This is a genomic window from Shewanella gaetbuli, assembly GCF_023284065.1.
Taxonomy (GTDB): Bacteria; Pseudomonadota; Gammaproteobacteria; order Enterobacterales; family Shewanellaceae; genus Shewanella; species Shewanella gaetbuli.
Genome location: NZ_JAKIKP010000003.1, coordinates 457,312 through 477,967 on the forward strand (window position 1 = coordinate 457,312; position 20,656 = coordinate 477,967).

General features: G+C 39.6%; 19 protein-coding genes and 1 riboswitch. Of the genes, 14 read left to right on the forward strand and 5 right to left on the reverse strand.

What is annotated here, in order from left to right:
* The first annotated feature begins 133 nt into the window (after nucleotides 1-133).
* Both L2672_RS06835 and L2672_RS06840 read left to right on the forward strand, forming a co-directional pair.
* Nucleotides 134-1,444 carry an amidohydrolase family protein gene (locus tag L2672_RS06835; protein WP_248995081.1) on the forward strand — a complete coding sequence of 437 codons (1,311 nt, stop codon included), beginning with the start codon at nucleotides 134-136 and terminating at the stop codon, nucleotides 1,442-1,444.
* A gap of 204 nt (nucleotides 1,445-1,648) precedes the next feature.
* The gene (locus tag L2672_RS06840) at nucleotides 1,649-2,368 is read left to right on the forward strand and encodes a hypothetical protein (protein WP_248995082.1); all 720 of its coding nucleotides are present in this window, start codon (nucleotides 1,649-1,651) and stop codon (nucleotides 2,366-2,368) included.
* Between the two features lie 9 nt (nucleotides 2,369-2,377).
* Here the strand turns inward: L2672_RS06840 and L2672_RS06845 are convergent, their stop codons facing one another.
* Nucleotides 2,378-3,208 carry a TIGR03899 family protein gene (locus L2672_RS06845; protein ID WP_420833135.1) on the reverse strand — a complete coding sequence of 277 codons (831 nt, stop codon included), beginning with the start codon at nucleotides 3,206-3,208 and terminating at the stop codon, nucleotides 2,378-2,380.
* A 375-nt stretch (nucleotides 3,209-3,583) separates the two neighbouring features.
* Here L2672_RS06845 and hemG point away from each other — a divergent pair, with 375 nt between their 5' ends.
* The 3 genes from hemG (at nucleotide 3,584) to L2672_RS06860 (ending at nucleotide 5,740) form a co-directional block, all read left to right on the forward strand.
* Nucleotides 3,584-4,105 (forward strand): menaquinone-dependent protoporphyrinogen IX dehydrogenase, encoded by a 522-nt coding sequence (gene hemG, locus L2672_RS06850; RefSeq protein WP_248995083.1) that lies wholly within the window; start codon nucleotides 3,584-3,586, stop codon nucleotides 4,103-4,105.
* Nucleotides 4,106-4,108: 3 nt separating this feature from the next.
* Nucleotides 4,109-4,624 (forward strand): cytochrome b/b6 domain-containing protein, encoded by a 516-nt coding sequence (locus L2672_RS06855; protein ID WP_248995084.1) that lies wholly within the window; start codon nucleotides 4,109-4,111, stop codon nucleotides 4,622-4,624.
* A 144-nt stretch (nucleotides 4,625-4,768) separates the two neighbouring features.
* On the forward strand, nucleotides 4,769-5,740 hold the full coding sequence (locus L2672_RS06860) for an aldo/keto reductase (RefSeq protein WP_248995085.1): 972 nt from the start codon (nucleotides 4,769-4,771) through the stop codon (nucleotides 5,738-5,740).
* A 113-nt stretch (nucleotides 5,741-5,853) separates the two neighbouring features.
* Here L2672_RS06860 and L2672_RS06865 read toward each other — a convergent pair whose 3' ends face one another.
* Both L2672_RS06865 and L2672_RS06870 read right to left on the reverse strand, forming a co-directional pair.
* The gene (locus tag L2672_RS06865) at nucleotides 5,854-6,513 is read right to left on the reverse strand and encodes a thiol:disulfide interchange protein DsbA/DsbL (protein ID WP_248995086.1); all 660 of its coding nucleotides are present in this window, start codon (nucleotides 6,511-6,513) and stop codon (nucleotides 5,854-5,856) included.
* 196 nt (nucleotides 6,514-6,709) lie between these two features.
* Nucleotides 6,710-7,372, reverse strand: a complete 663-nt coding sequence (locus L2672_RS06870; protein WP_420833136.1) for a DNA-J related domain-containing protein — start codon at nucleotides 7,370-7,372, stop codon at nucleotides 6,710-6,712.
* A 178-nt stretch (nucleotides 7,373-7,550) separates the two neighbouring features.
* On the opposite strand from L2672_RS06870, the gene L2672_RS06875 reads away from it, so the two are divergent.
* The 6 genes from L2672_RS06875 (at nucleotide 7,551) to L2672_RS06900 (ending at nucleotide 14,716) form a co-directional block, all read left to right on the forward strand.
* Nucleotides 7,551-8,117 carry a phosphoribosyltransferase gene (locus tag L2672_RS06875; RefSeq protein ID WP_248995088.1) on the forward strand — a complete coding sequence of 189 codons (567 nt, stop codon included), beginning with the start codon at nucleotides 7,551-7,553 and terminating at the stop codon, nucleotides 8,115-8,117.
* A 120-nt stretch (nucleotides 8,118-8,237) separates the two neighbouring features.
* Complete coding sequence (locus tag L2672_RS06880; RefSeq protein WP_248995089.1) at nucleotides 8,238-10,151, forward strand: peptidase U32 family protein; 1,914 nt, start codon at nucleotides 8,238-8,240, stop codon at nucleotides 10,149-10,151.
* Nucleotides 10,152-10,221: 70 nt separating this feature from the next.
* Complete coding sequence (locus L2672_RS06885) at nucleotides 10,222-10,527, forward strand: DUF3622 domain-containing protein (protein WP_248995090.1); 306 nt, start codon at nucleotides 10,222-10,224, stop codon at nucleotides 10,525-10,527.
* A 203-nt stretch (nucleotides 10,528-10,730) separates the two neighbouring features.
* Entirely contained in the window at nucleotides 10,731-11,396 is a 666-nt protein-coding gene (locus L2672_RS06890) for a hypothetical protein (protein WP_248995091.1), read from the forward strand.
* A gap of 121 nt (nucleotides 11,397-11,517) precedes the next feature.
* A riboswitch (cobalamin riboswitch) is annotated at nucleotides 11,518-11,701 on the forward strand.
* A gap of 107 nt (nucleotides 11,702-11,808) precedes the next feature.
* A complete protein-coding gene (locus tag L2672_RS06895; protein WP_248995092.1) occupies nucleotides 11,809-13,782 on the forward strand; it encodes a TonB-dependent receptor in 1,974 nt (657 codons plus the stop codon).
* Nucleotides 13,783-13,975: 193 nt separating this feature from the next.
* The gene (locus L2672_RS06900; RefSeq protein ID WP_248995093.1) at nucleotides 13,976-14,716 is read left to right on the forward strand and encodes an HDOD domain-containing protein; all 741 of its coding nucleotides are present in this window, start codon (nucleotides 13,976-13,978) and stop codon (nucleotides 14,714-14,716) included.
* Here the strand turns inward: L2672_RS06900 and L2672_RS06905 are convergent.
* Nucleotides 14,699-15,601 (reverse strand): LysR family transcriptional regulator, encoded by a 903-nt coding sequence (locus L2672_RS06905; protein ID WP_248995094.1) that lies wholly within the window; start codon nucleotides 15,599-15,601, stop codon nucleotides 14,699-14,701. The genes L2672_RS06900 and L2672_RS06905 overlap by 18 nt on opposite strands.
* A gap of 153 nt (nucleotides 15,602-15,754) precedes the next feature.
* On the opposite strand from L2672_RS06905, the gene metE reads away from it, so the two are divergent.
* Entirely contained in the window at nucleotides 15,755-18,046 is a 2,292-nt protein-coding gene (metE, locus tag L2672_RS06910; protein WP_248995095.1) for a 5-methyltetrahydropteroyltriglutamate--homocysteine S-methyltransferase, read from the forward strand.
* Between the two features lie 85 nt (nucleotides 18,047-18,131).
* Nucleotides 18,132-18,335 carry a dodecin gene (locus tag L2672_RS06915; RefSeq protein WP_248995096.1) on the forward strand — a complete coding sequence of 68 codons (204 nt, stop codon included), beginning with the start codon at nucleotides 18,132-18,134 and terminating at the stop codon, nucleotides 18,333-18,335.
* 144 nt (nucleotides 18,336-18,479) lie between these two features.
* Here L2672_RS06915 and L2672_RS06920 read toward each other — a convergent pair whose 3' ends face one another.
* Nucleotides 18,480-18,920, reverse strand: coding sequence for a DUF4124 domain-containing protein (locus L2672_RS06920; RefSeq protein WP_248995097.1), 441 nt, complete (start codon nucleotides 18,918-18,920; stop codon nucleotides 18,480-18,482).
* A 174-nt stretch (nucleotides 18,921-19,094) separates the two neighbouring features.
* Between L2672_RS06920 and pssA the strand changes: the two genes are divergently transcribed.
* Nucleotides 19,095-19,889, forward strand: a complete 795-nt coding sequence (gene pssA, locus L2672_RS06925) for a CDP-diacylglycerol--serine O-phosphatidyltransferase (protein WP_248995098.1) — start codon at nucleotides 19,095-19,097, stop codon at nucleotides 19,887-19,889.
* Nucleotides 19,890-20,656 lie beyond the last annotated feature (767 nt).

Sequence of the window (20,656 nt, forward strand, 5' to 3'; positions counted from 1 at the left end):
CGGAGCATGATCTTCATAGTGAATTTCAACATGCTACCAATTTACTGAAATGTAACAAAAAACTAATAACTTGTAACCTAGAAGATTTTTTGTCAATTTATAAGCTTCAGTTGGTTTAATTTGGCAAAAATAGATGAAAACGAAACGCTTAATACTGTCCAAACTTTCTTTGCTGCTCAGTAGCAGTCTGCTCTGTGCCGCTGCAAATGCGGCTGACATTACCTTAATTCATGCTGGCGAATTACTGAGTATTCCTGGAGAAACTCCCTTACAAAAACAGACGATTGTTATTGCCGATGGAAAAGTGGTTGAGGTGAAAAAGGGCTTTATTTGTCAGGTATCACACGACCAACAAGACACGGTTTCGATAGTTGATCTGAGTCAATCTTTTGTGATGCCTGGTTTGATGGATATGCATGTGCACTTGCAAGGTGAACTAGGCCCCAATAATGATAGTGAAAGGCTACGCATGTCAGATGCGGATGTCGCGATGCAAAGTGCTTACTTTGCCAAAAAAACATTATTAGCTGGTTTCACCACCGTGCGGGATTTAGGCGCAAAACCAGAACAAATTTATGCATTACGAGATGGAATTAATAAAGGTTGGGTTGAAGGGCCTAGAATTATCGCCTCTGGTGGTGTTTCTGTGACAGGTGGTCATGGTGACGTAGACGGTATGAGCCCAGACTTACTAGATAAATATACATCAAAGACGATATGTGATGGCCCTTTTGATTGTAGAAAAGCGACTCGCCGAGCGATTAAGTTTGGTGCTGATGTGATAAAAATTACCTCAACAGGTGGGGTATTGTCAGATACCAATACTGGAACTGGCCAGCAAATGGAAGATGACGAATTAACCGAAGTCATTAATGCAGCACATGCTTTAGGTCGAAAAGTGGCTAGCCATGCTCATTCTGCAGCAGGTATTAACGCTGCTTTACGAGCAGGTGTAGATAGCATTGAACACGGAAGTTATGCCGATAAAGAAAGCATTAAGTTGTTTAAAAAGACCGGTGCTTATTTAGTGCCAACATTACTTGCTGGTGACACTGTGGTTAATATGGCTAAAACGACCAATTTTATGTCTCCAGCCATTAAAGCAAAAGCCATTCGTGTTGGCGGAGATATGATGGCTAACTTCAAAGCATCCTATAAAGCGGGCGTAAACATCGCTTTTGGCACGGACAGTGGGGTTTCTCATCATGGTGATAATGCAAAAGAAGCGGTGCTGATGCATCAAGCGGGAATGAGTAATATGGATATATTAGTTAGCGCAACCGTTAATGGTGCTGAACTAATAGATATGTCTAATACCTTAGGTACGATTGAGGCAGGAAAATATGCCGATATTATTGCTATGCCTAAAAGCCCGTTGAGCGACATTGAAGCGTTATTAGACATTCCATTTGTGATGAAATCAGGTGTGATATATAAACAATAAAATCACTGATAGTGATAACTGAAGGCATTATTTTTTAATGCCTTTTTTCTTTTGTGTATAACTTACCAGTTAGGTTAATACCATGAAAAAGCATGAAACTTTTTTAATTGTATTAAAAAGTAACCTGTATTCGGTTAAAATCCGTACCAATGTAAGTGGAATGTAGTATTTCTATGTTGGTATAGCAATCTTAAGGCAGTAAAAATGAGTAGTTTATCTGAAGACGAATTAGTTTTTTTAAAAAACATATTCAATGCGAATAGTGCTACCCATGCTAAGACGTCCCAAACATCGTCTCTAGTGCTGAGGGATGACTTGCCAATTACAACCGCTGAAGGCTCTTTATTCAATACAGCTGAAGGCTCTTTATTTACTTCAGCTGAAGGCTCTTCATTAACAGCCGCTGAAGGCTCTTCATTATCTGACATGGTTAATATTTCCACGTCTATCCCAACGGTGATGGCCAATGTGTTAAGTGAGTCTAAATTAGCTTTTTTAGCTGAAGTTGGACACTACCGCCTGCACTTTCCTATGGTACTTAATCGTAATGAAAGTGGGCACTTCTCTCCTGCGATAGGTGTGCCTGAAGTTTTTGATACCCGAGGTGCAGAGCGCAGTTGGCGGGTGACTGACTTAGAAAATGTTACTGTGATTGATAATCAAACAGAGCAACCCATTGAAGTACTGTCTTTATCTAGCTCAGGTCTAACCGTCAAAATGCATGATACACCTAATGACATGCTTAAATCAGGTAAGCTCATATTGAATAATGGCCTAGAAGTAGACTTAGATTTTGAGCCTGTGCGTTCTGAAAATGGTATTATGGCGGCTAAAATTAATGCTCAAGGCGAAGCTAGCGAAGCATTAAGGCATTTTTTATTTGGTGCTCATAAAGCCAAGTATTCTCATTTATATAAAGTGTAAGCAATACGATTAGTTTGTTAGTGTAAAGTCTTTCTTTATCAGTATCTTAATTTCTTCGGCAAACTTGTCGTCAGACTTGGGCGTAATCAACTGACACAACTCCTCCCCAATGTGTGTAAATCGATAGTAGCTGAATAACAAATGCGGATTTTTAGGGCTAATAGTAAATTGGTTATTTGTAAACGTGACTGTTAAGGGAGATTTTGTGTCTAATAAGCCTGTTTCAAATTCACTGCTATATAAAATACCTGCATCAATAAGTGTCAATATATTGGAATAGGGTAATCCATGTTGTGATAACGGAAATACTGTCTGATTATGCTTTCGAAAATATTGTTTAATCCCACCACTCATTTTATAGCCACTGAGTAACTTAACTTTTTTTTCACTGCCTATTTTGGCTGCCATTCCTAAGGCTTTTTCAATAATTAACGCTTCTCTTGCGGTAAGCTGTTTGAGTACGGCTAATGAGCGTAAGCTAAAGTTTCCTGGTGAGATAATCTCGCTTGCTAATATTCGAGCCCATAGATCCTGCATTTTACGATTGTGAATCTGCTCGGCCATTTGAAAAAACTGATAGCTCCAATCAGCGTCTAAGTTACTACCGGTCACATCCGAAGGGCTGTAATTTAAGGCTAATGCAAAAATGGTTTCTAAATTGGCTTGGCAATGACTTTGTAATTTGCGTTGCCGATGTTGTGCGCGTTCAGCAATGGATGCCGTGGATGGGCGATAATCATCTTCACTGGCTAGCCCAAGCATTCTGCCCAGCAATAATGCTTTTTTTCTAGCAGAAATATCAGACTCGTCCGCTACGTTATTTTGTTGTTCAGACATCATTCATTACCCCTATATTTATTATATTTAGGCACCATTGACGAGTTTGATTGTTTTGGCCAATAGATTTCGAACTCTTCTCGGGGGACTTTGGGGGACATTACAGGCTAAAATTAACGAGTAAACCGCAAATCCAGCACCGATAAAAAATACCATTTTAGGGAGTTTATCCAGTTAGGCATCAAGATGAAAGTAGAGTATCAGAACACCTACCGTTATCGTCACTGGAGACGATGTTCATTTTAGGGCTTAATTAAAGCCATTTTCTTCATAAAGTGGATTCTTTAATTGAGTCTTGTTGTTCACGTGATCTGTTTCAACGTCTAAAGTATTTGTATATCGTAATATAATACAATAATTTATTTTTTAGGTGGCCCTATGGCGAATATTTTACTTGTTTACTCAAGTGTGCACGGACAAACACGTAAGATCTGTGATTACCTTCAATCAAAAATTGAGCAAACTGATAATAAGGTGACCATTGCGACGCTAGATGAAGTGAGTGATCTTTCTCAATTCGATAAAGTGTTTATTGGTGCTAGCATTCGTCATGGTAAACACCGTCCTGCTTTATATGAATTTATCCAACGTTATCAAACTGAATTAGAAACCAAGCCCAGCGGCTTCTTTTCTGTCAGCTTAGTGGCGCGTAAACCCAATAAAAACACTCCAGAAACCAATGCTTACATGCAGGCATTTTTAGAGCAATCTGTTTGGAAACCTAACATTCTCCATACCTTTGCAGGCAATTTAGATTATCAAGGTTATGGGCCATTTGATCGCAATATTATTCGATTCATTATGTGGATCACCAAAGGTCCGACTGATCCCAACACTAAAGTGGAATACACCGATTGGCAAAAAGTTGATGCGTTAGCACAGCAAATTATTGAGGCCTAATTAATGTCATTCAGATCCCTTTGGAACCGACTTGAATCTAAACTACATGTTCTGGTGTTAGTGTTTTCAGTCTTGTTAGTGGTAACAAGCCCGTGGATTTTAATTGGCCGCCAGCTAAGTAGTCGGTCGGGGTTTTGGGATTATTTTCATGTTTACGGCGGTGTCGTTGCTGCTGTGCTGGCAGTATTATTTGCCGTAAAAGTGTGTTTAAAAGGGCAGTGGAAACAATTTTTCCCGTATTTAGTGGGCGATTTTTCTCAATTAAAAGCAGAGTTTAAAGGTGTCGCTAAAGGCAAGTTACCGGTTTCTGGTGGCAAAGGTCTTTTTAGTATTATTGAAGGTATTGGCGTGGTATTGCTGGTGTTGGTGTCTGTTACCGGCATACTTTGGTATATTGTCGATCCAAGTGACGCCTTAACATGGCGCAGTTACCATAAGCTCTTTGCTCAAGGCTTTATTGGTTTTTTAATCGTGCATGTGCTGTTAGCATTGCTACATATTAAAGACTTTTTTGATTAAGCCATATTTAATTTATTGCTGCGCAAACGTAAAACGTCTCACCATTGTTTATTCTTACGGCGGGTTTTAATTTCTCGCCACTTCTATTAACCTTTAGCCAACTTATTGTAATTTTTGTGAAACTTTTCACTAAAGAGATGGCAAATGGCTCTATTACCGATTCAACAACACTTCCCTAACGCGAGTCCTCTTGTATATGGATGCATGGGATTAGGTGGAGGTTGGGACACTAATCCAATTCAAAATACTCATATTAAACAAGCTCATGAAGTGATTGATTGTGCGTTAGAAAATAATATTCACTATTTTGACCATGCCGATATTTATACCAGAGGTAAAGCTGAACAAGTGTTTGGCCAAGTATTAAAGCAGCGGCCACAATTACGTGAACAAATGATTATTCAAACAAAGTGCGGTATTCGCTTTGCAGATGAAAATACCACCCAACGTTATGACTTATCATCACAATGGATAACCCATTCAGTTGAAAAAAGTCTTAAGCAGTTAAACACAGAATACTTAGATATATTACTGTTGCATCGCCCAGATCCACTAATGCAAGTAGATGAAATTGCCGAGGCTTTTGCTGAACTCAAATCTGCAGGCAAAGTGAATCATTTTGGTGTGTCGAATATGCATCAATATCAAATGGCAAAACTGCAAAAAGTGTTAGATACGCCGCTGGTGGTCAATCAAATTGAGGTAAGCTTAGCTAAGCAAGCTTGGATTGATGAAGGCGTTTATGCCGGTAATCAAGCGGGGAAAAATATCAACTTTACGTCTGGCACCTTAGAGTACTGTCAAGATAATGGAGTACAAGTGCAGTCTTGGGGAAGTTTGTGCCAAGGAGTGTATTCTGGAAACCACAGCGATACCGATAGCCAAGCTGTTCAAGAAACCACTCAGTTAGTCAACAAATTAGCCGCTAAGTATCAAACCAGCGTAGAAGCTATTTTATTAGCGTGGATTACGCGTCATCCTGCACAAGTTCAGCCGGTTATTGGCACCACAAACTTACAGCGTATAGCGGCTTGCGCTAAAGCATCTGTAGTAACTTTAAGTCGTGAAGATTGGTATGCCCTTTATATTACCGCCAAAGGCCATGCCTTACCTTAAAAAAACCAGAGCTTAAATAACCTGAGCTTAATTTGTGCAACTTATTGTCTATATAAAAACGGCAGACATAAAAAAAGGCTATCAAATGATAGCCTTTTTGATGTGTGAATAAGTTACTTTTTAAGTGCTAAGTAATTCATTACATTAATTAAATCGTCAAGTGTACGCATTTCGTTCATGTTAATGGCGTATTTGTCATTAACAATAAAGGTAGGCACGCTTTGTACACGGTACATGATTTGCTGCTGACGCCATAAAGTGAGCTTTTTGTCGGTTTTTTCGCTATCTGCTAAGGCATCATATTTTGCACTATCAATACCAAATTGGCTGAATACTGCTTTAATATCATCGCGGTTATTTACTTGTGGCTCATGGTTGTGGCTGTGGTCGTGAGCACTGTGGTCATGGTGACCATCGTCTTTACCCTGAATGGCATTAAACATGGCCATTTTCATTTCATCTTTGTTTTCAAACTCTTGAATTACAGCTAATGAACGCATGACTTCAGTGCCAATGTCGCTGTTCATAAAGTCAACGTGTTTGGTGTCAAATTTTACTTGCTTATCAAGACCCGCTTTAATTTCTGGCAGGTATTTGGTTTCCATGTTGTAGCAGTTATGGCAATAAAACGAGAAAAACTCGGTGACTTTAGGTTCGCTAGGTACAACCTTATTTGAAATTTGGGTGTAATGTTTACCCTCAACAAAATCTGCAGCAAATGTGCTCAATGGGGCAACCGCTAAAGTTAATGCTAACGCTAAATGTTTAAACATGAATACCTCAAAAATGTGTTTCTAAGTTGAATTTATCGATGAAATGATGACATATTTTGTCGATGAAAGTGACGGAATTAATGTGATCCAGTTGTGATTTGTTGAAAATAATATTAGCGCATGCTGAAACGCTTAGGCCTAAGACGGCCTGATGGCATTATTTAATGGCATATTACGCGGTAGCGGGCACCGTGGATTAAGCAACCAAATTGTTTTCACGTAATGTTTGCCACGCTTCACACACTTCTTTAAATTTTTCAGCGTTGCCTTGGTCTCTATCTGGATGCCATTTGAGTGCGAGTTTACGCCATTGTTTGCGAATGTCTTTGTTAGATGCCGTGTCATCAAGTTCAAACACTTTTAATGCATGACCTTTGTTCATCAACTGCAAATTAAGGCCAATATATTCTTGATAGTTATTCCAAAATGACTCAAGCATTTCTCTGACCACATTGACGCAGGTGTCATAATTTTTCCAGTCTAAATAGTACTCCCTCAGAGCTGCGTCTTGATGATGCAGAATATCGGCATTATTGGGGATAATTCTGAATAATTGAATCTCCATAGCTTTGACTTGCAGCCACTGTTTAGGCATCAGCATATCTTGTAATTCGTACAACGCATTCATCAATAGAAAATTACGTTTGAATAAGTTTTTTTCAGGCTGTGAGTCGAGATTATGGAGTAAGCCTTTTTGTTGTAATTCAGTGGCGAGGTGATGAACTTTCCATGAGTGATTTGAGGATTGAAGCAGAGATAATAATGGCCAAATAAGTGGGTTATCACTGTGAGGGTTAAGAACATCGGCTGAGTTAGGCTCGTTAACGGCTAAGGTTTTCAACTTCTTCTCAAGCAACATAGTGGTTAGCTTCATCTTAAGTGGATAATAAAATTACTATGCCATAGGGTTTTTAATAGTGAAAGGATATTTTTTATCCAAAACCACATCGCATTTTTAGTGTTTATATGACATCTAAGCAGGAAATATCTAAAAAATTGGTATAAAATTCGCCGCAATCAAAATAGGGGCGAATTCAATGACCGATAAACTTTATATTAGCGCACAACAATTATTAGAAGATTCATTTAGAGTCGCGGCACAGGTATATGAATCTGGTTTTAGACCACAGTTTATTGTTGGTATTTGGCGTGGCGGCGCACCTATTGGTATTGCAGTGCAAGAATATTTCGACTTTAAAGGCGTTGAAACCGACCACATTTCAGTGCGTACCTCATCTTACTATGGCATTGGAACAGACAAACAAAGTAAGAATATTAAGGTTCATGGTCTGCACTACATTATCGAAAATGCCAATGCTGACGACGGATTATTGATTGTTGATGACGTGTTCGACTCGGGCCGAAGTGTTCACGCTTTGATTGGCAAGTTACAGAAGTTTATGCGTTTGAATATCCCTAAAGACATTCGTGTAGCGTGTCCGTACTACAAGCCTGAAAATACTAAAGTGCCGATTAAGCCTGATTACTTTATTCATTCAACTGACGAATGGTTAGTGTTTCCCCATGAAGTGACTGGTTTAACACCTGAAGAAATTGCCAGCGGTAAGGGTGATTTGAAAAACATCCAAGATTTATTTATCTAAACTGGGTATTTTTACAACATATTTGCTAGAATAAGCAGATTGAAAAAAGTGCGCCAACATTATTTGTTGGCGCACTTTTTTATCCATTACATTTTGATTGATTAGATAGTGCACTAACTTATGGCTTCTGTTGAATTATTTACCCCAACACCACCCAAAAAGCGTCAGCTTGAATTGCTTGCACCAGCTAAAAATGCCGACTATGGCATTGAAGCCATTCGTCATGGCGCTGATGCAGTTTATATTGGTGGCCCTGCATTCGGTGCCCGACATAATGCCGGTAATAGCGTAGAAGATATCGCGCGGTTAGCAGAATTTGCGCATCGTTACCATGCGCAGGTATTTGTCGCGTTAAATACCATTTTAATGGACGATGAATTACCTAAAGCCCAGCAGTTAATTTGGGATTTATACCATGCAGGAGTAGATGCACTTATTATTCAAGATATGGGGGTATTGCAATTAGATTTACCTCCTATTGCGTTGCATGCCAGTACTCAAATGGATAATAGAACACCTGAAAAGTCAGTGTTTTTAGAACAAGTTGGTTTTTCTCAAGTGGTGTTAGCGCGCGAGTTAAACATACCGCAAATTCGTGATATTGCCGCTAGCACTAAAATGAAATTAGAGTTCTTTATTCATGGGGCTTTATGCGTCAGTTACAGTGGTTTATGTAATTTAAGCCATGCCTACTCTAATCGAAGTGCTAACCGTGGTGAGTGTTCACAAATGTGCCGTTTACCGTGTAACTTAACCACTCGTGATGGCGATGTGTTAGCAGAAAATCAGCATTTATTGTCATTAAAAGACAATAATCAGACCGATAATTTAGAAGCCTTAATTGATGCGGGTGTGACTTCTTTTAAAGTTGAAGGACGTTTAAAGGATATTACGTATCTTAAAAATGTAACCGCACATTATCGTCAGCAGCTGGATGCAATTATTGCTAAACGTGATGATCTTGAGTCTATTTCTCATGGTCGTTGCGAGTTCAACTTTACCCCAGACCCAGACAAGAGCTTTAACCGAGGTAAAACTGATTACTTTGTTAATCAGCGTACAGAAGCGATTGAGCATTTTAGCTCGCCAAAGTTTATTGGTGAAAAAGTGGGACGTATTACCCATGTTGGTAAAGACTTTATCAAGATAGACACCAGCGAAAGCGGTAAAGATATCGTATTTAATAATGGCGATGGCTTGTGTTTTTTTGTTGAGCATTATGAAACCCAGCGACTATCTGATGACAAACTTGCCGGGACTCGTGTTAACCGTGCAGACGGCAATACTTTGTATCTAACCGAAGTGCCAAAAGATGTAAAAGTCGGCGTAATGATGTTTAGAAACTTTGACCATAAATTTGAGTCAACCCTAAACAAAGAGTCAGCCACACGAAAAATGACCATTGATATGCAGTTTGCCGATACGTCAAATGGTGTGTGTTTAACCTTAACGGATGCGCATGGTATTAGTGCTCAAGCCGCTATTGAATGTGACAAGCAAGCGGCTAATGATCAGGTTAAATCTGCAGCTAACCTTAAGAAGCAGCTAGGTAAATTAGGCAGTACAGATTTTGTTGCCAATAAAATTAACCTACAAACTGAGCAAATTTGGTTTTTGCCTGCGTCAATGGTTAATGAGCTTCGTCGTGAAGCGGTAGACGCGTTAATGGCAGCCAGAGTTAAAGCCTACAAAAGGCCTGAACGCTGGGCTTATAACAAAGAAGCACGTTTCCCACAAAAGTCATTAAGCTTTTTAGCTAATGTGGCTAATGAGCAAGCTCGTGATTTTTATGAGCAACATGGGGTAATTCAAATTGAAGACACCTATGAGAAAAACAAAGTATTACATGATGCGCCATTAATGGTTACAAAGCATTGTTTGCGATACAGCTTTAACTTATGCCCTAAAGAAGTGGAAGGCATTAAAGCCGACCCGATGTTTTTAGATGTTGGTAAAGATAAATTGAAGCTAGTGTTCGACTGTCAAAAATGCGAAATGATGATTGTTGGCTCGAATCAAATGGTAAAAAATTAGTGTCACATCTGTGACAAGTCATTAGGCGTAAGCCGGTTTAACGCGTTAATCCATTAGGAAAAATAGACAAATGAGTCAAAGTAAAAAGTATGCCTTCCGTGTGTTTCAAGTTGAAAATACATGGAAAACTGAAATCACTCGCCGTATGACAGCGACCAAAACAATTGTGTCGAAAAGTCACGACGGTTTTGCTACAGAAGCTGAAGCAACAGCTTGGGGCGAGGAAGCGTTACAAGGTTTTTTAGGCAAACAAGCTGAGCGTAATAAGCGTAAGACAGAAAAGCATTTAAAAGCGAAAAGTGTTGCCGCGGCAATTGCTGCAGAGTCTAGCGAGTTTGAAGCAGATACTCTTGATGACGAAACTGATGAGGCCTAAGGGACGTCATACCGTTTAGTCAGTTGAAACGTCTTCCAACAAAGAATAAGTGTATAAATTACACCGTGTTTTGTTAAGGAGACGTTTTAAAAATCTACCAATGTGATATATAGTTAGGTTTACTATTTTAAATCGCTATTTTTGTTGCCCACAAAATAGCCTCATCAAAAGGTGTTGATGAGCATTTGACAAGGATTAAATTAATGAAACTCATTGCAGTAACCAAGTGCTTAATTGGGCTAGTATTGACTCTGCCTTGTGCTTTATTGTCTGCAAATCCTCATAGTCCCATTTCCCCTATTTTTGGTGATGACGAACAACATGTTGGCAAAATTAAAATGCCAAAAGATGTTCAACAGTTATCAGACTTTGCCTCTCAGTTTGGTTTTTTACCGCCGTTAAGCTGGAAACTCGCCTTCAATGAAATGCAAGGTGATATGTTTATTGCTGAGTTTATTCCCGCAAATGAAACCCTCAATGATTGGAGTGGATTAATTTGTATGCAAGGTTTTAAAGGGCTTGCAGATGAGATTTCAGCGCAACAGTTTTTGGACAGTATGGCAGACAAATACAATGAGCATTGCCAAGGTAGCTTGGTATACAACGCATTAGGGAGTTCAAAAGTGGCTGGCTTAGATGCTGTTCACGGTATTTTGGGCTGTACTGCAATGCCTGACATTCATAACGCGACTGTTTTTGTTAAAGACAGCTTTAAGACTATCCCTAAGGGAGAGATTGGTTTCTTTACTGTAGTCAGTGGTGAAAAAGACTTATATTTATTGCATAAGTCGATGCGAGTTGCGGTATTTAGAGAAAATCAACCGCCGTTAAATGAAAATAATTACCGCGAATTTATGACTAAAGAGTAATTTTAGTTTTAATGATGAACATGATTCAATGATGTTGAAATTAACTAAAGATACTTATCGATAACTTCATATATCAAACCGGTTACAACCTCCGTATAATACCCGCGATAAACGTCATTCAGACGTGTCAATCTTTTGTGGTGCCAATACGTTAGCTAACAATATTGGATAATCGGGAAATTAGTGTAAATCTAATACTGCCCCCGCAACGGTGAAAGGTTAGAGCCCTGTGTAACATAGCATGGCTCGTTTACTTGCAGAGTAAAGTGCCTCAGTCCGGAGACCGGCCCAAAAGATGATTTCGAGATTTCGGTGGGCAGATCTTGAAATGTAATAATCGTTTTTTCTTCTCGATAAAATGGCGTTATTGCGACATTCCTGCCCCATTTTCCCTTTTAGGAGTTAAAGGTAAATGGGTACAAATCCAACAAAAATTGCATTATCACTAAGCACGATTATCGGACTTAGCTGCGCATCTTTATTCGTTCACGCTAATCAAGCCTCGACAGAACCTGCTGCACAAATAGAAGACAATATGGTGGTCATTGGTCGTCGTGCTGAAACCCCAATGAATATTGCCTCAAATGTGAATGTGATTGATGCTGCCGATATTCAAATGAGTGGCGCTACTGATTTAACAGAGCTATTACGTAGCCAAGCGGGTATTCAAGTTTCTGATAATAATTCTGGTTCAGTCTTTGCCATGCGTGGCTTTTCAGCGTCACAAGCGGCAAATAATACTCTGATCCTGATTGATGGTCGCCGACTCAATAACACTGACATTTCAGCACCTAATATTAACGCCGTGCCGCTAAATCAAATTGAGCGTGTTGAAGTGTTATATGGCAGTGCCGGTGTGCTGTATGGCGATCAAGCTGTTGGTGGTGTTATTAACATTATTACCAAGGCGCCCGCTGGCACAGGTGGAGGTTTAGCCCTTACTGCAGGTAGTTTTGACACTTACGAAGCGAAAGGGGATATCTCAGGTGATATTAGTGACACTTGGCGTTATTACCTAGCCGGTAGCATTAACCAAAGTGATAATTATCGTGATAACAATGAAAGCGAAACAGGCTCTTTGTTAGGCCGATTACAATATCAAGCCAATGCACATAAGTGGTTTATTGAAGGCAGCTATTATGATGATAACCGTCAAGTGCCTGGTGCTTTAACATTAGCGCAGTTTGAAGAGAATCCGCGTCAAGCCGCTGCCTTTTCAGATGATGAATATTCTCATGAAATGACCAGCGCATTTCGAAGCGGATATGAGTTTAATGTGTCTGATACTTGGGCATTATTAGCTGATTTAACTTATTCTGATACGTTAACGAGCAATTTTGTGTGGGGCAGTGCTGGGCGTATTGAACGTAATCTATTAAGTTTTTCGCCAAAAGCCACTGCCAATTATCAATTAGATAATGGTAATTTAGACCTTGTTGCAGGTATTGATGTGCATCAAGGTGAGGCTGATTTTGACTTAGCCTATATCCAGCGATCAAATAAGCAAACCCTTGCAAGTGCCTATGTGCAGGCCTCAGTACCATTAACAAAAAGTTTATCTTATGTGGTTGGTGGTCGTTATAGTGAAGTGAAAGATGATTTAAGCGATCAAATTCTTTACCCCAATGGCATTGAATTAGATAACGATGCTCATGCACTTGAATTGGGGTTACATTACCGCCCCAATGATCACCACAGACTATATGTGCGAGCCAGCGATAACTTTCGTTTTGCAAAAGTAGACGAACAAGCTTATACCCCTGTTACCGTGATGGGGTTAAACCCACAAACCGGTCGTTCTTATGAAGCAGGTTGGGATTGGGTAACTCAGGCTCAGTCTTTCAAATTGAATGTTTACCAGCTCGACTTAGAAGATGAAATTGTTTATGACGCAGGTCGCACTGATGGCCCGCAAGGTGGTGGTGCCAATATTAATGCCGATGCTTCTAGCCGTTTAGGGATAAATACCCGCTACGATGTGCAATTTGCCACAGATTGGCAATTAGGTGTGTCATACGACTATATCGATGCAGAATTTACTGAAGGTGAAAATAACGGTAAAGCACTTTCTTGGGTGGCAAAACATAATGCCAGAGGCTATCTCAGTTATGATATAGCTCAAAGCTGGCAAGTGTTTGCTGAAGGCGTTTACACAGGTAAACGATTTATTGAGGGCGATAATGGTAATGTTGACCCACAACTTGATAGCTATGTTTTGGCAAACTTGGCTGTGAATTATAGCTACCAACAGTGGAGCGCCAGTTTACGTGCAGACAACCTGTTAGATGAGCAATATGTTAGCTCAGGGTATTACTCTCCTTGGGGCAATGGCTACTATTCAGGCGATGGTCGTAATATTCGTTTCACAGTCGGGTATCGCTTTTAAACAAAGGTGAATAATCGCAATCTATCGCCAGCAGATTTGTCGAGGTTTATGCTCGGATAAGAATTCTATTGCGTGATTGAGTATCACTTTATCTGTGACTATACTAAGTAAAGCCAACAAGTTTTTGTTGGCTTTTTTATGGTATGGTTTTGCCAACAGCCAAAACAGTAGAACAATAAGGTGAAAATGGCTTATGACAACTCTTGAGCAAAAAGTATTATCTCAAGTTAATGAAATAATAGGCAGTGAAGAACAGGTTATTGGCCGAAGAGGTATTTTAATTCCGCTAAAAAAGGCGTTAATTAACGAGGCGGATATTCGTATTATTATCGATATTGTTTCAGAAGACCCTGCATTAGCAGCGCATTTATTGTTACGTAGTAATACAGCTCAAACCGCCGGAGTGGTTTCAACTAAAAGTCGCAGTATTAAAGATGCACTGATTCGTTTAGGCCAAATTAACATTTATCGTTATGCTTTTTCATTTTATTTAAAAGAACGTTTAGATGAATTAACCGAGCCCTATAAAAAATTGGTACACGGTTATTGGAAGTTGAACGAGATGATAGCAACAGATGCTATTGAACTGCTGAGACACGAGCAGGAAAAAAATAGTAATTTAAGAATTGATGCCGATGAAATGCAAACTCTGGCGTTGTTTAGCTTGTTTGGTCAAGTGATTGCATTAACTGCTTTTGCATATTTGAATAGTGAGTTAGACCGTCCAGTATCGTTAAAAGTGATCAAATCAATTATTGATACTCACCAACATACCTTATCTATTCAGGCCTTTGAATCATTAGGGTTAGATTATGATTTACGCAATGAATTTATGGTGGCGCATAATTTACAAGAAACAATAAACCCTGACTCAGCAGGGCTTATTTTACGTCAGATTTTATCTAAACGAGGCTTATTAATTAATCCGCTGTAGGGTTAATCCTTCTTGCGCCACTAGTTCTAACCATTTTTGAATCAGGTTTGCATTAGTGGCGTCACGTCTATACGCACCAAATAATGGTCTTTTCAGTCCATCCGCACCTAATTTAATTGCTTTTAAACTTAACCCTTGGCTTTCTTTAATTGACCAAGTTGGCAAGGCTGCAATACCATCATTACAAGCCACTCGTTGAAGTAACATTGAGGTTAAATCACATTGTTTTTGTTGGCCAATTTCAATGCCAGCAGGTTCTAAAAAATGTTTGTAAATATCTAAACGATTCAATGGTACAGGATAAGTCAGCAGTGTTTGTTTAGCTAAATGCGCTGGGCTAATAAAAGCCTGTGCTGCTAATTCATGGTCATTACTCACCACGAGTTTGACTTCAAAATCGAATAAGTGCTGATAGGCAATTGCATGCCCTGGAACGGGATCTGAAGTTAATACTATATCCAGTGCACCACTTTCAAGCGCATTTAATGAATCAAATAAATGGCGGCTTGAAATATCAATTTGAGCATCAGGTGCTTGTTGCTTGAATGCTTCAATAACCGGCATTAACCATCTGAAACAACTGTGGCATTCAATGCCAAGCTTTAAGTGTTGGTCTTGTTCTTCTAAACCACGTTTCAATACTGACTCTGTGGCAATCACTTTAGGTAAAATTTCTTCAGCAAGATTTAATAACCGTGCGCCTTCATGAGTAAAGGATAGCGGTTTACTTTTACGTACAAAAATAGCTGAGTTAATTCGGGTTTCTAACTCTTTTATTTGATGAGAAAGTGCCGATTGGGTTACAAAGCGTTTCTTAGCCGCACCTGCTAAGCTTCCACTCTCTTTTAACGCCATTAAAGTGCGAAGGTGTCTTAGTTCTATCATTACTCACTCCACATGAAACTTACTCAACTTGCTGATGAAATCAATTCGATTGCTTGACAGCAGATTAGCACACTAAACTTCTAGACGTCCAGACGCCCATGTAATTTTTTTACATAAAGGCAACAATTATTTGCTAATCACAAGGAAAACAGTATGAAAATTACAAATCTTGGCTTTCCACGTATCGGTAGCCAACGTGAGTTAAAGTTTGCGTTAGAACAATATTGGCGTGGTGAAATAAGCCAAGAAGCCCTTGTTGCGGTGGGAAACACACTGAAAGCACGTCATTGGCAATGGCAGGCTGAAGCCGGAGTGGAGCTTATTCCAGTGGGTGATTTTGCTTATTACGATCATGTACTTGACCTTACTGCGACCCTGAATGCGATACCTAAAAGACACCGAGCAGTAGATGACTTAGGTAACATTAAGCCTATTGATCTTGATACCTTATTTACTGCCGCTAGGGGGAAAGGACATTCAGCTCAGCAAGTGTGCGCGGCTAAAATGACTAAATTTTTCAATACCAATTACCATTATCAAGTGGCTGAGTTACATGAAGGGCAAACATTCTCAATTGCCTATGAACAAATATTTGATGATGTCACTCAAGCGCAGCAGTTAGGGCACACTCCAAAGCCTGTCTTATTAGGGCCTGTGACATTCTTGCACTTATCTACTGCTGTAGGTGACTTCGATAAATTATCATTATTAACGCCTTTATTAACCGTCTATCAGCAAATATTACAGCGTTTTGCTGAGCAAGGCGTGACTTGGGTGCAATTAGATGAGCCGGTATTGGCTGCTGAATTATCTCCGCAATGGCAGCAAGCAATCACGCAAAGTTACACGAATTTAGCTGACAACAAGCCTGCTGAGTTAAACATTTTACTCGCCAGTTATTACGGCTCTATTGCGCATCATCACTCATTAGTCAGTCAATTGCCAGTGCAAGGGTTACACCTTGATTTAGTGAGTGATAGCAGCCAGTTAGACTTATTTTCAAATTCATTAACAGCTGAGCAAGTATTATCTGCCGGAGTGATAAATGGCCGTAATGTATGGGCAGCCGACATTGACTTAATTGCCCAACAACTAAAGCCTTTAGCCGATAAATTAGCTGATAGACTTTGGTTAGCGCCATCTTGTTCATTGCTGCATACGCCCGTTAGTCTGGACAGTGAAACACAATTATCCGCATCACTTTATGAGCAATTGGCATTTGCTAAACAAAAACTGACAGAGTTACAGGATTTAAAAGGTCTACTGACCTCAAATGATCATTCGACAAAGCAACAGATTATTAATCGATGTCAAACACGACGAAGCAATAAAGCGGCTAATGCCGACAAACACGTCGCAACAAGACTGACCAAATTAACCCCAGATAGCTTTCAGCGCCAAAGTTGCTTCGAGCAACGTATTTCAGCACAACACCAAAAGCTTAATTTACCCTTATTACCCACGACGACTATTGGGTCTTTTCCACAAACAGCGGCGATTAGAGGATTAAGAAAACGTTGGCGTACCGGTGATTTGTCATCACAAGAATATCAGCGTCAACTTGAGCAAGTGACGAAAGACACGATTGAACGCCAATTAAAAATCGGCCTTGACGTATTAGTACATGGCGAAGCAGAGCGTAATGATATGGTCGAGTATTTTGCACAAGATCTTAACGGTGTTGGCTTTACTGATTTTGGGTGGGTGCAAAGCTATGGCTCTCGTTGTGTCAAACCACCACTTATTTTTGGTGATGTTAGTCGTGAAAAGCCAATGACGGTTGAATGGGCCTGTTATGCTCAAAGCTTGACTGAAAAACCCGTTAAAGGCATGTTGACTGGGCCAGTAACTATTTTACATTGGTCATTCGCCCGGGAAGATATTCCCAGAGAGCAAATAGCCAATCAAATCGCGCTAGCGATAAGAGATGAAGTGGCTGATTTAGAACAGGCGGGTATTAGCATTATTCAAATTGATGAACCTGCGTTTAGAGAAGGTTTGCCAATTAAGCAATCTCAGTGGCAACATTATTTCGATTGGGCGGTTGCGGCATTTAAGCTGTCAGCGAGTGTAGTACAAGATAATACTCAAATTCATACCCACATGTGTTATAGCGAATTTAATGATTCAATAACCGCTATTGCCGCAATGGATGCAGACGTCATCACCATTGAAACGTCGCGTTCACAAATGACATTGTTGGATACGTTTGAGTATTTTCAATACCCCAATGACATTGGCCCTGGTGTGTATGATATTCATTCGCCAAATATTCCAAGTGTGGATGATATTGTGACATTGATGACTAGGGCTGCGGAAAAAATACCGGTTAAACAATTATGGATTAACCCTGATTGCGGCTTAAAAACTCGTACTTGGGATGAAGTTGAGCCTGCGCTGAAAAACGTGGTTGAAGCAGCTAAGGTATTAAGACGTCAGTATTAATCGTTTTCATGTTGGGATCGATATCAGGCGAAAATACAAATGTTTCCTATACTGGTTAAAGAATATCTAACCAATAGGAAGCATTATGAGCCATACATATAAGATTATTGAATTAGTGGGATCTTCGCCCATCAGTTCTGATGAAGCGATTAAAAATGCAATTGCGCAAGCGAACAAAAGTTTAAAGCATATGCGTTGGTTTCAGGTTGTTGAAACTCGTGGGCATCTTGATCAAGGAATGATTGCTCATTGGCAAGTGACAGTTAAAGTGGGCTTTACATTGGAGTAAACAGACATTGTCAGTGTGATAGTTTGTAAAATTGAACTTAGTACCAAAGCTTTAGCTAATAAAAAATCCGATAACTAGGGGCTATCGGATTTTTTATTATTCGACAAAATTAATTGCGAGAGTGATTAACGGCGATGTCAGTGATTATTGGCAGAAAAGTTTAATTCGCTGTTCATTTTCAGCCCGTGCTGATTGTTTATCTTCTTCTGTCATCGTCACCTCTTCACCTGAATCATCGGTTTTCGTCAGGCGGGTATAGGTATTAAGCAAATCTAAACTGTGTTTAGCGTTGTCACAGATTGATTTGGCCTGTTGCGCATCTTTTTCTTTTATTAATTTAGCTGAACGAGCTAAGTCAGATTCTTCAACAGAGCCATCATTAAAACGGGTTGGTGTTTTAGTCCCAATCTTTTTCGGTTGCAAATCTTCACTGGAAATAATAGTCGCATTTACCCCCTTTGGCGGTTGCTGACTGTAATGAACCACGCCATTTGCATCTGTCCATGTATAAATGGCTGCCGAAAAAGCGCTGAAAGCCAATATTGATGAGGTGACTATTGCTAATAGTTGAATAAACCGTTTCATTAGACCATCCGAGTTGTCAGACTGAAATTAAGTGATATAAATTGGATAAACAAAATATGGCCATCACATTTAAGTGAGAAAAACTATCTCAGTGGATAATGGCTATCTTTGTTGTCAGCAAAATATGTTATCGTATTTTGTAATCTAACTTATATTATTGTCATTTTTTAGTTTATGCAAAATTCAGCAAATAACACAGCAAAAAACAAAGGTATTTATTTATTACCTAATTTATTTACCACAGCAGGGCTGTTTTCGGGTTTTTACGCTGTACTTTCATCAATGAATGGTCAGTTTGAATCCGCAGCCATAGCCATATTCGTCGCAATGCTTTTTGATGGACTCGATGGACGCGTTGCACGAATGACCAATACCCAAAGTGATTTTGGTGCAGAATATGACAGCATGGCCGACATGGTGTCATTTGGAGTAGCTCCCGCAATACTTGCCTATAATTGGGCCTTGGCCGATATCGGCAAAATAGGCTGGATGGCAGCCTTTATATATTGTGCCGCAGGTGCACTTCGTCTTGCACGCTTTAATACCCAAGTAGGTATAGCAGATAAACGTTTTTTCCAAGGTTTAGCCAGTCCAGCCGCCGCGGCAGTAATAGCAGGCAGTATATGGAGTGGCTCTCGCTATGGCATTGACCCTACCAATATTAGTTATATAGCTGCTTTTATTACCGCGTTAATGGGCTTACTCATGGTGAGCAACTTTAAATATCATTCATTTAAAGAAGTAGACTGGCGAGGTAAGGTTAACTTTTTAGTGATGATTATTATTGTCGCGGTTTTTGCTGTCATATCAGTCGAACCTGCCATCATCTTATGTATAGCGTTTTATCTTTATGCATTATCAGGCCCTTTCATTACTATTAAGAATGTCGATAAATTGAAGGTGACTGATATTGTCGGCGACGAGTCCCATGAGCCTAAGGTTGAGCAAGAGACTAAAAATCAACAGTAAATAGATATAGTAAATAGCAGCCAGCTTATAGATGCTTTAATAGCACTTAGTCGTCATAGCGACGAGAGTGAAGCCAAATTAGCAAAAGCCGTTAACTATTCCCTCAATAATGCCATCATCTGATGGCATTATTGCTTTTTATCTAAATCAATTAGTCTCGTTGACTTTAATCGTTTTCCACCCAATACGCTTCAGATTAGCCAAAATAGGGGTGTTTCGAATAAAACTCGCTCGATCTGTTGCTTTACTGAGCACTCAAAAAGCTTTTTGCAAAAAACTTCAAAAAAGGGGTTGCGCAAAAATCTGAGCTCCCTATAATGCGCATCCACTGACACGGCACAGCAGCAAACACAAGGTGTATGCAGCAAGCCAGACAGCTTGATTTGAACGGTAAATAACCTCTCAAATCAACGGCGAAAAGAAAGTTTGAAAAAACACTTGACGCCAACAAAGGAAAGCGTAGAATACGCAGCCCTGACCTGATGAGCCAAGCGCGAAATCAGTACGCTCTTTAACAATTTAAACAAGAAATCTGTGTGGACATTCACAGGTATTGAGTTATTCGAAATGACTTCTTTGAAGTCATCAAAAATTTAAATCTCAATGCTGAATCTTCGGATTTAGAATGTTCATACTTGACAAGTTAACTCTTTAACTAGAGTTAGCGCATGACAGTAGAATTCATTGAGTCGAACATTGTTCGAAAAAACTTTTAATTGAAGAGTTTGATCATGGCTCAGATTGAACGCTGGCGGCAGGCCTAACAC

Excerpts from the sequence above, each read along its gene's own strand:
- L2672_RS06835 (WP_248995081.1), top strand. The coding sequence starts at position 134 with ATGAAAACGAAACGCTTAATACTGTCCAAACTTTCTTTGCTGCTCAGT.
- L2672_RS06840 (WP_248995082.1), top strand. The coding sequence starts at position 1,649 with ATGAGTAGTTTATCTGAAGACGAATTAGTTTTTTTAAAAAACATATTC.
- L2672_RS06845 (WP_420833135.1), bottom strand. The coding sequence starts at position 3,208 with ATGATGTCTGAACAACAAAATAACGTAGCGGACGAGTCTGATATTTCT.
- hemG (WP_248995083.1), top strand. The coding sequence starts at position 3,584 with ATGGCGAATATTTTACTTGTTTACTCAAGTGTGCACGGACAAACACGT.
- L2672_RS06855 (WP_248995084.1), top strand. The coding sequence starts at position 4,109 with ATGTCATTCAGATCCCTTTGGAACCGACTTGAATCTAAACTACATGTT.
- L2672_RS06860 (WP_248995085.1), top strand. The coding sequence starts at position 4,769 with ATGGCTCTATTACCGATTCAACAACACTTCCCTAACGCGAGTCCTCTT.
- L2672_RS06865 (WP_248995086.1), bottom strand. The coding sequence starts at position 6,513 with ATGTTTAAACATTTAGCGTTAGCATTAACTTTAGCGGTTGCCCCATTG.
- L2672_RS06870 (WP_420833136.1), bottom strand. The coding sequence starts at position 7,372 with ATGTTGCTTGAGAAGAAGTTGAAAACCTTAGCCGTTAACGAGCCTAAC.
- L2672_RS06875 (WP_248995088.1), top strand. The coding sequence starts at position 7,551 with ATGACCGATAAACTTTATATTAGCGCACAACAATTATTAGAAGATTCA.
- L2672_RS06880 (WP_248995089.1), top strand. The coding sequence starts at position 8,238 with ATGGCTTCTGTTGAATTATTTACCCCAACACCACCCAAAAAGCGTCAG.
- L2672_RS06885 (WP_248995090.1), top strand. The coding sequence starts at position 10,222 with ATGAGTCAAAGTAAAAAGTATGCCTTCCGTGTGTTTCAAGTTGAAAAT.
- L2672_RS06890 (WP_248995091.1), top strand. The coding sequence starts at position 10,731 with ATGAAACTCATTGCAGTAACCAAGTGCTTAATTGGGCTAGTATTGACT.
- L2672_RS06895 (WP_248995092.1), top strand. The coding sequence starts at position 11,809 with ATGGGTACAAATCCAACAAAAATTGCATTATCACTAAGCACGATTATC.
- L2672_RS06900 (WP_248995093.1), top strand. The coding sequence starts at position 13,976 with ATGACAACTCTTGAGCAAAAAGTATTATCTCAAGTTAATGAAATAATA.
- L2672_RS06905 (WP_248995094.1), bottom strand. The coding sequence starts at position 15,601 with ATGATAGAACTAAGACACCTTCGCACTTTAATGGCGTTAAAAGAGAGT.
- metE (WP_248995095.1), top strand. The coding sequence starts at position 15,755 with ATGAAAATTACAAATCTTGGCTTTCCACGTATCGGTAGCCAACGTGAG.
- L2672_RS06915 (WP_248995096.1), top strand. The coding sequence starts at position 18,132 with ATGAGCCATACATATAAGATTATTGAATTAGTGGGATCTTCGCCCATC.
- L2672_RS06920 (WP_248995097.1), bottom strand. The coding sequence starts at position 18,920 with ATGAAACGGTTTATTCAACTATTAGCAATAGTCACCTCATCAATATTG.
- pssA (WP_248995098.1), top strand. The coding sequence starts at position 19,095 with ATGCAAAATTCAGCAAATAACACAGCAAAAAACAAAGGTATTTATTTA.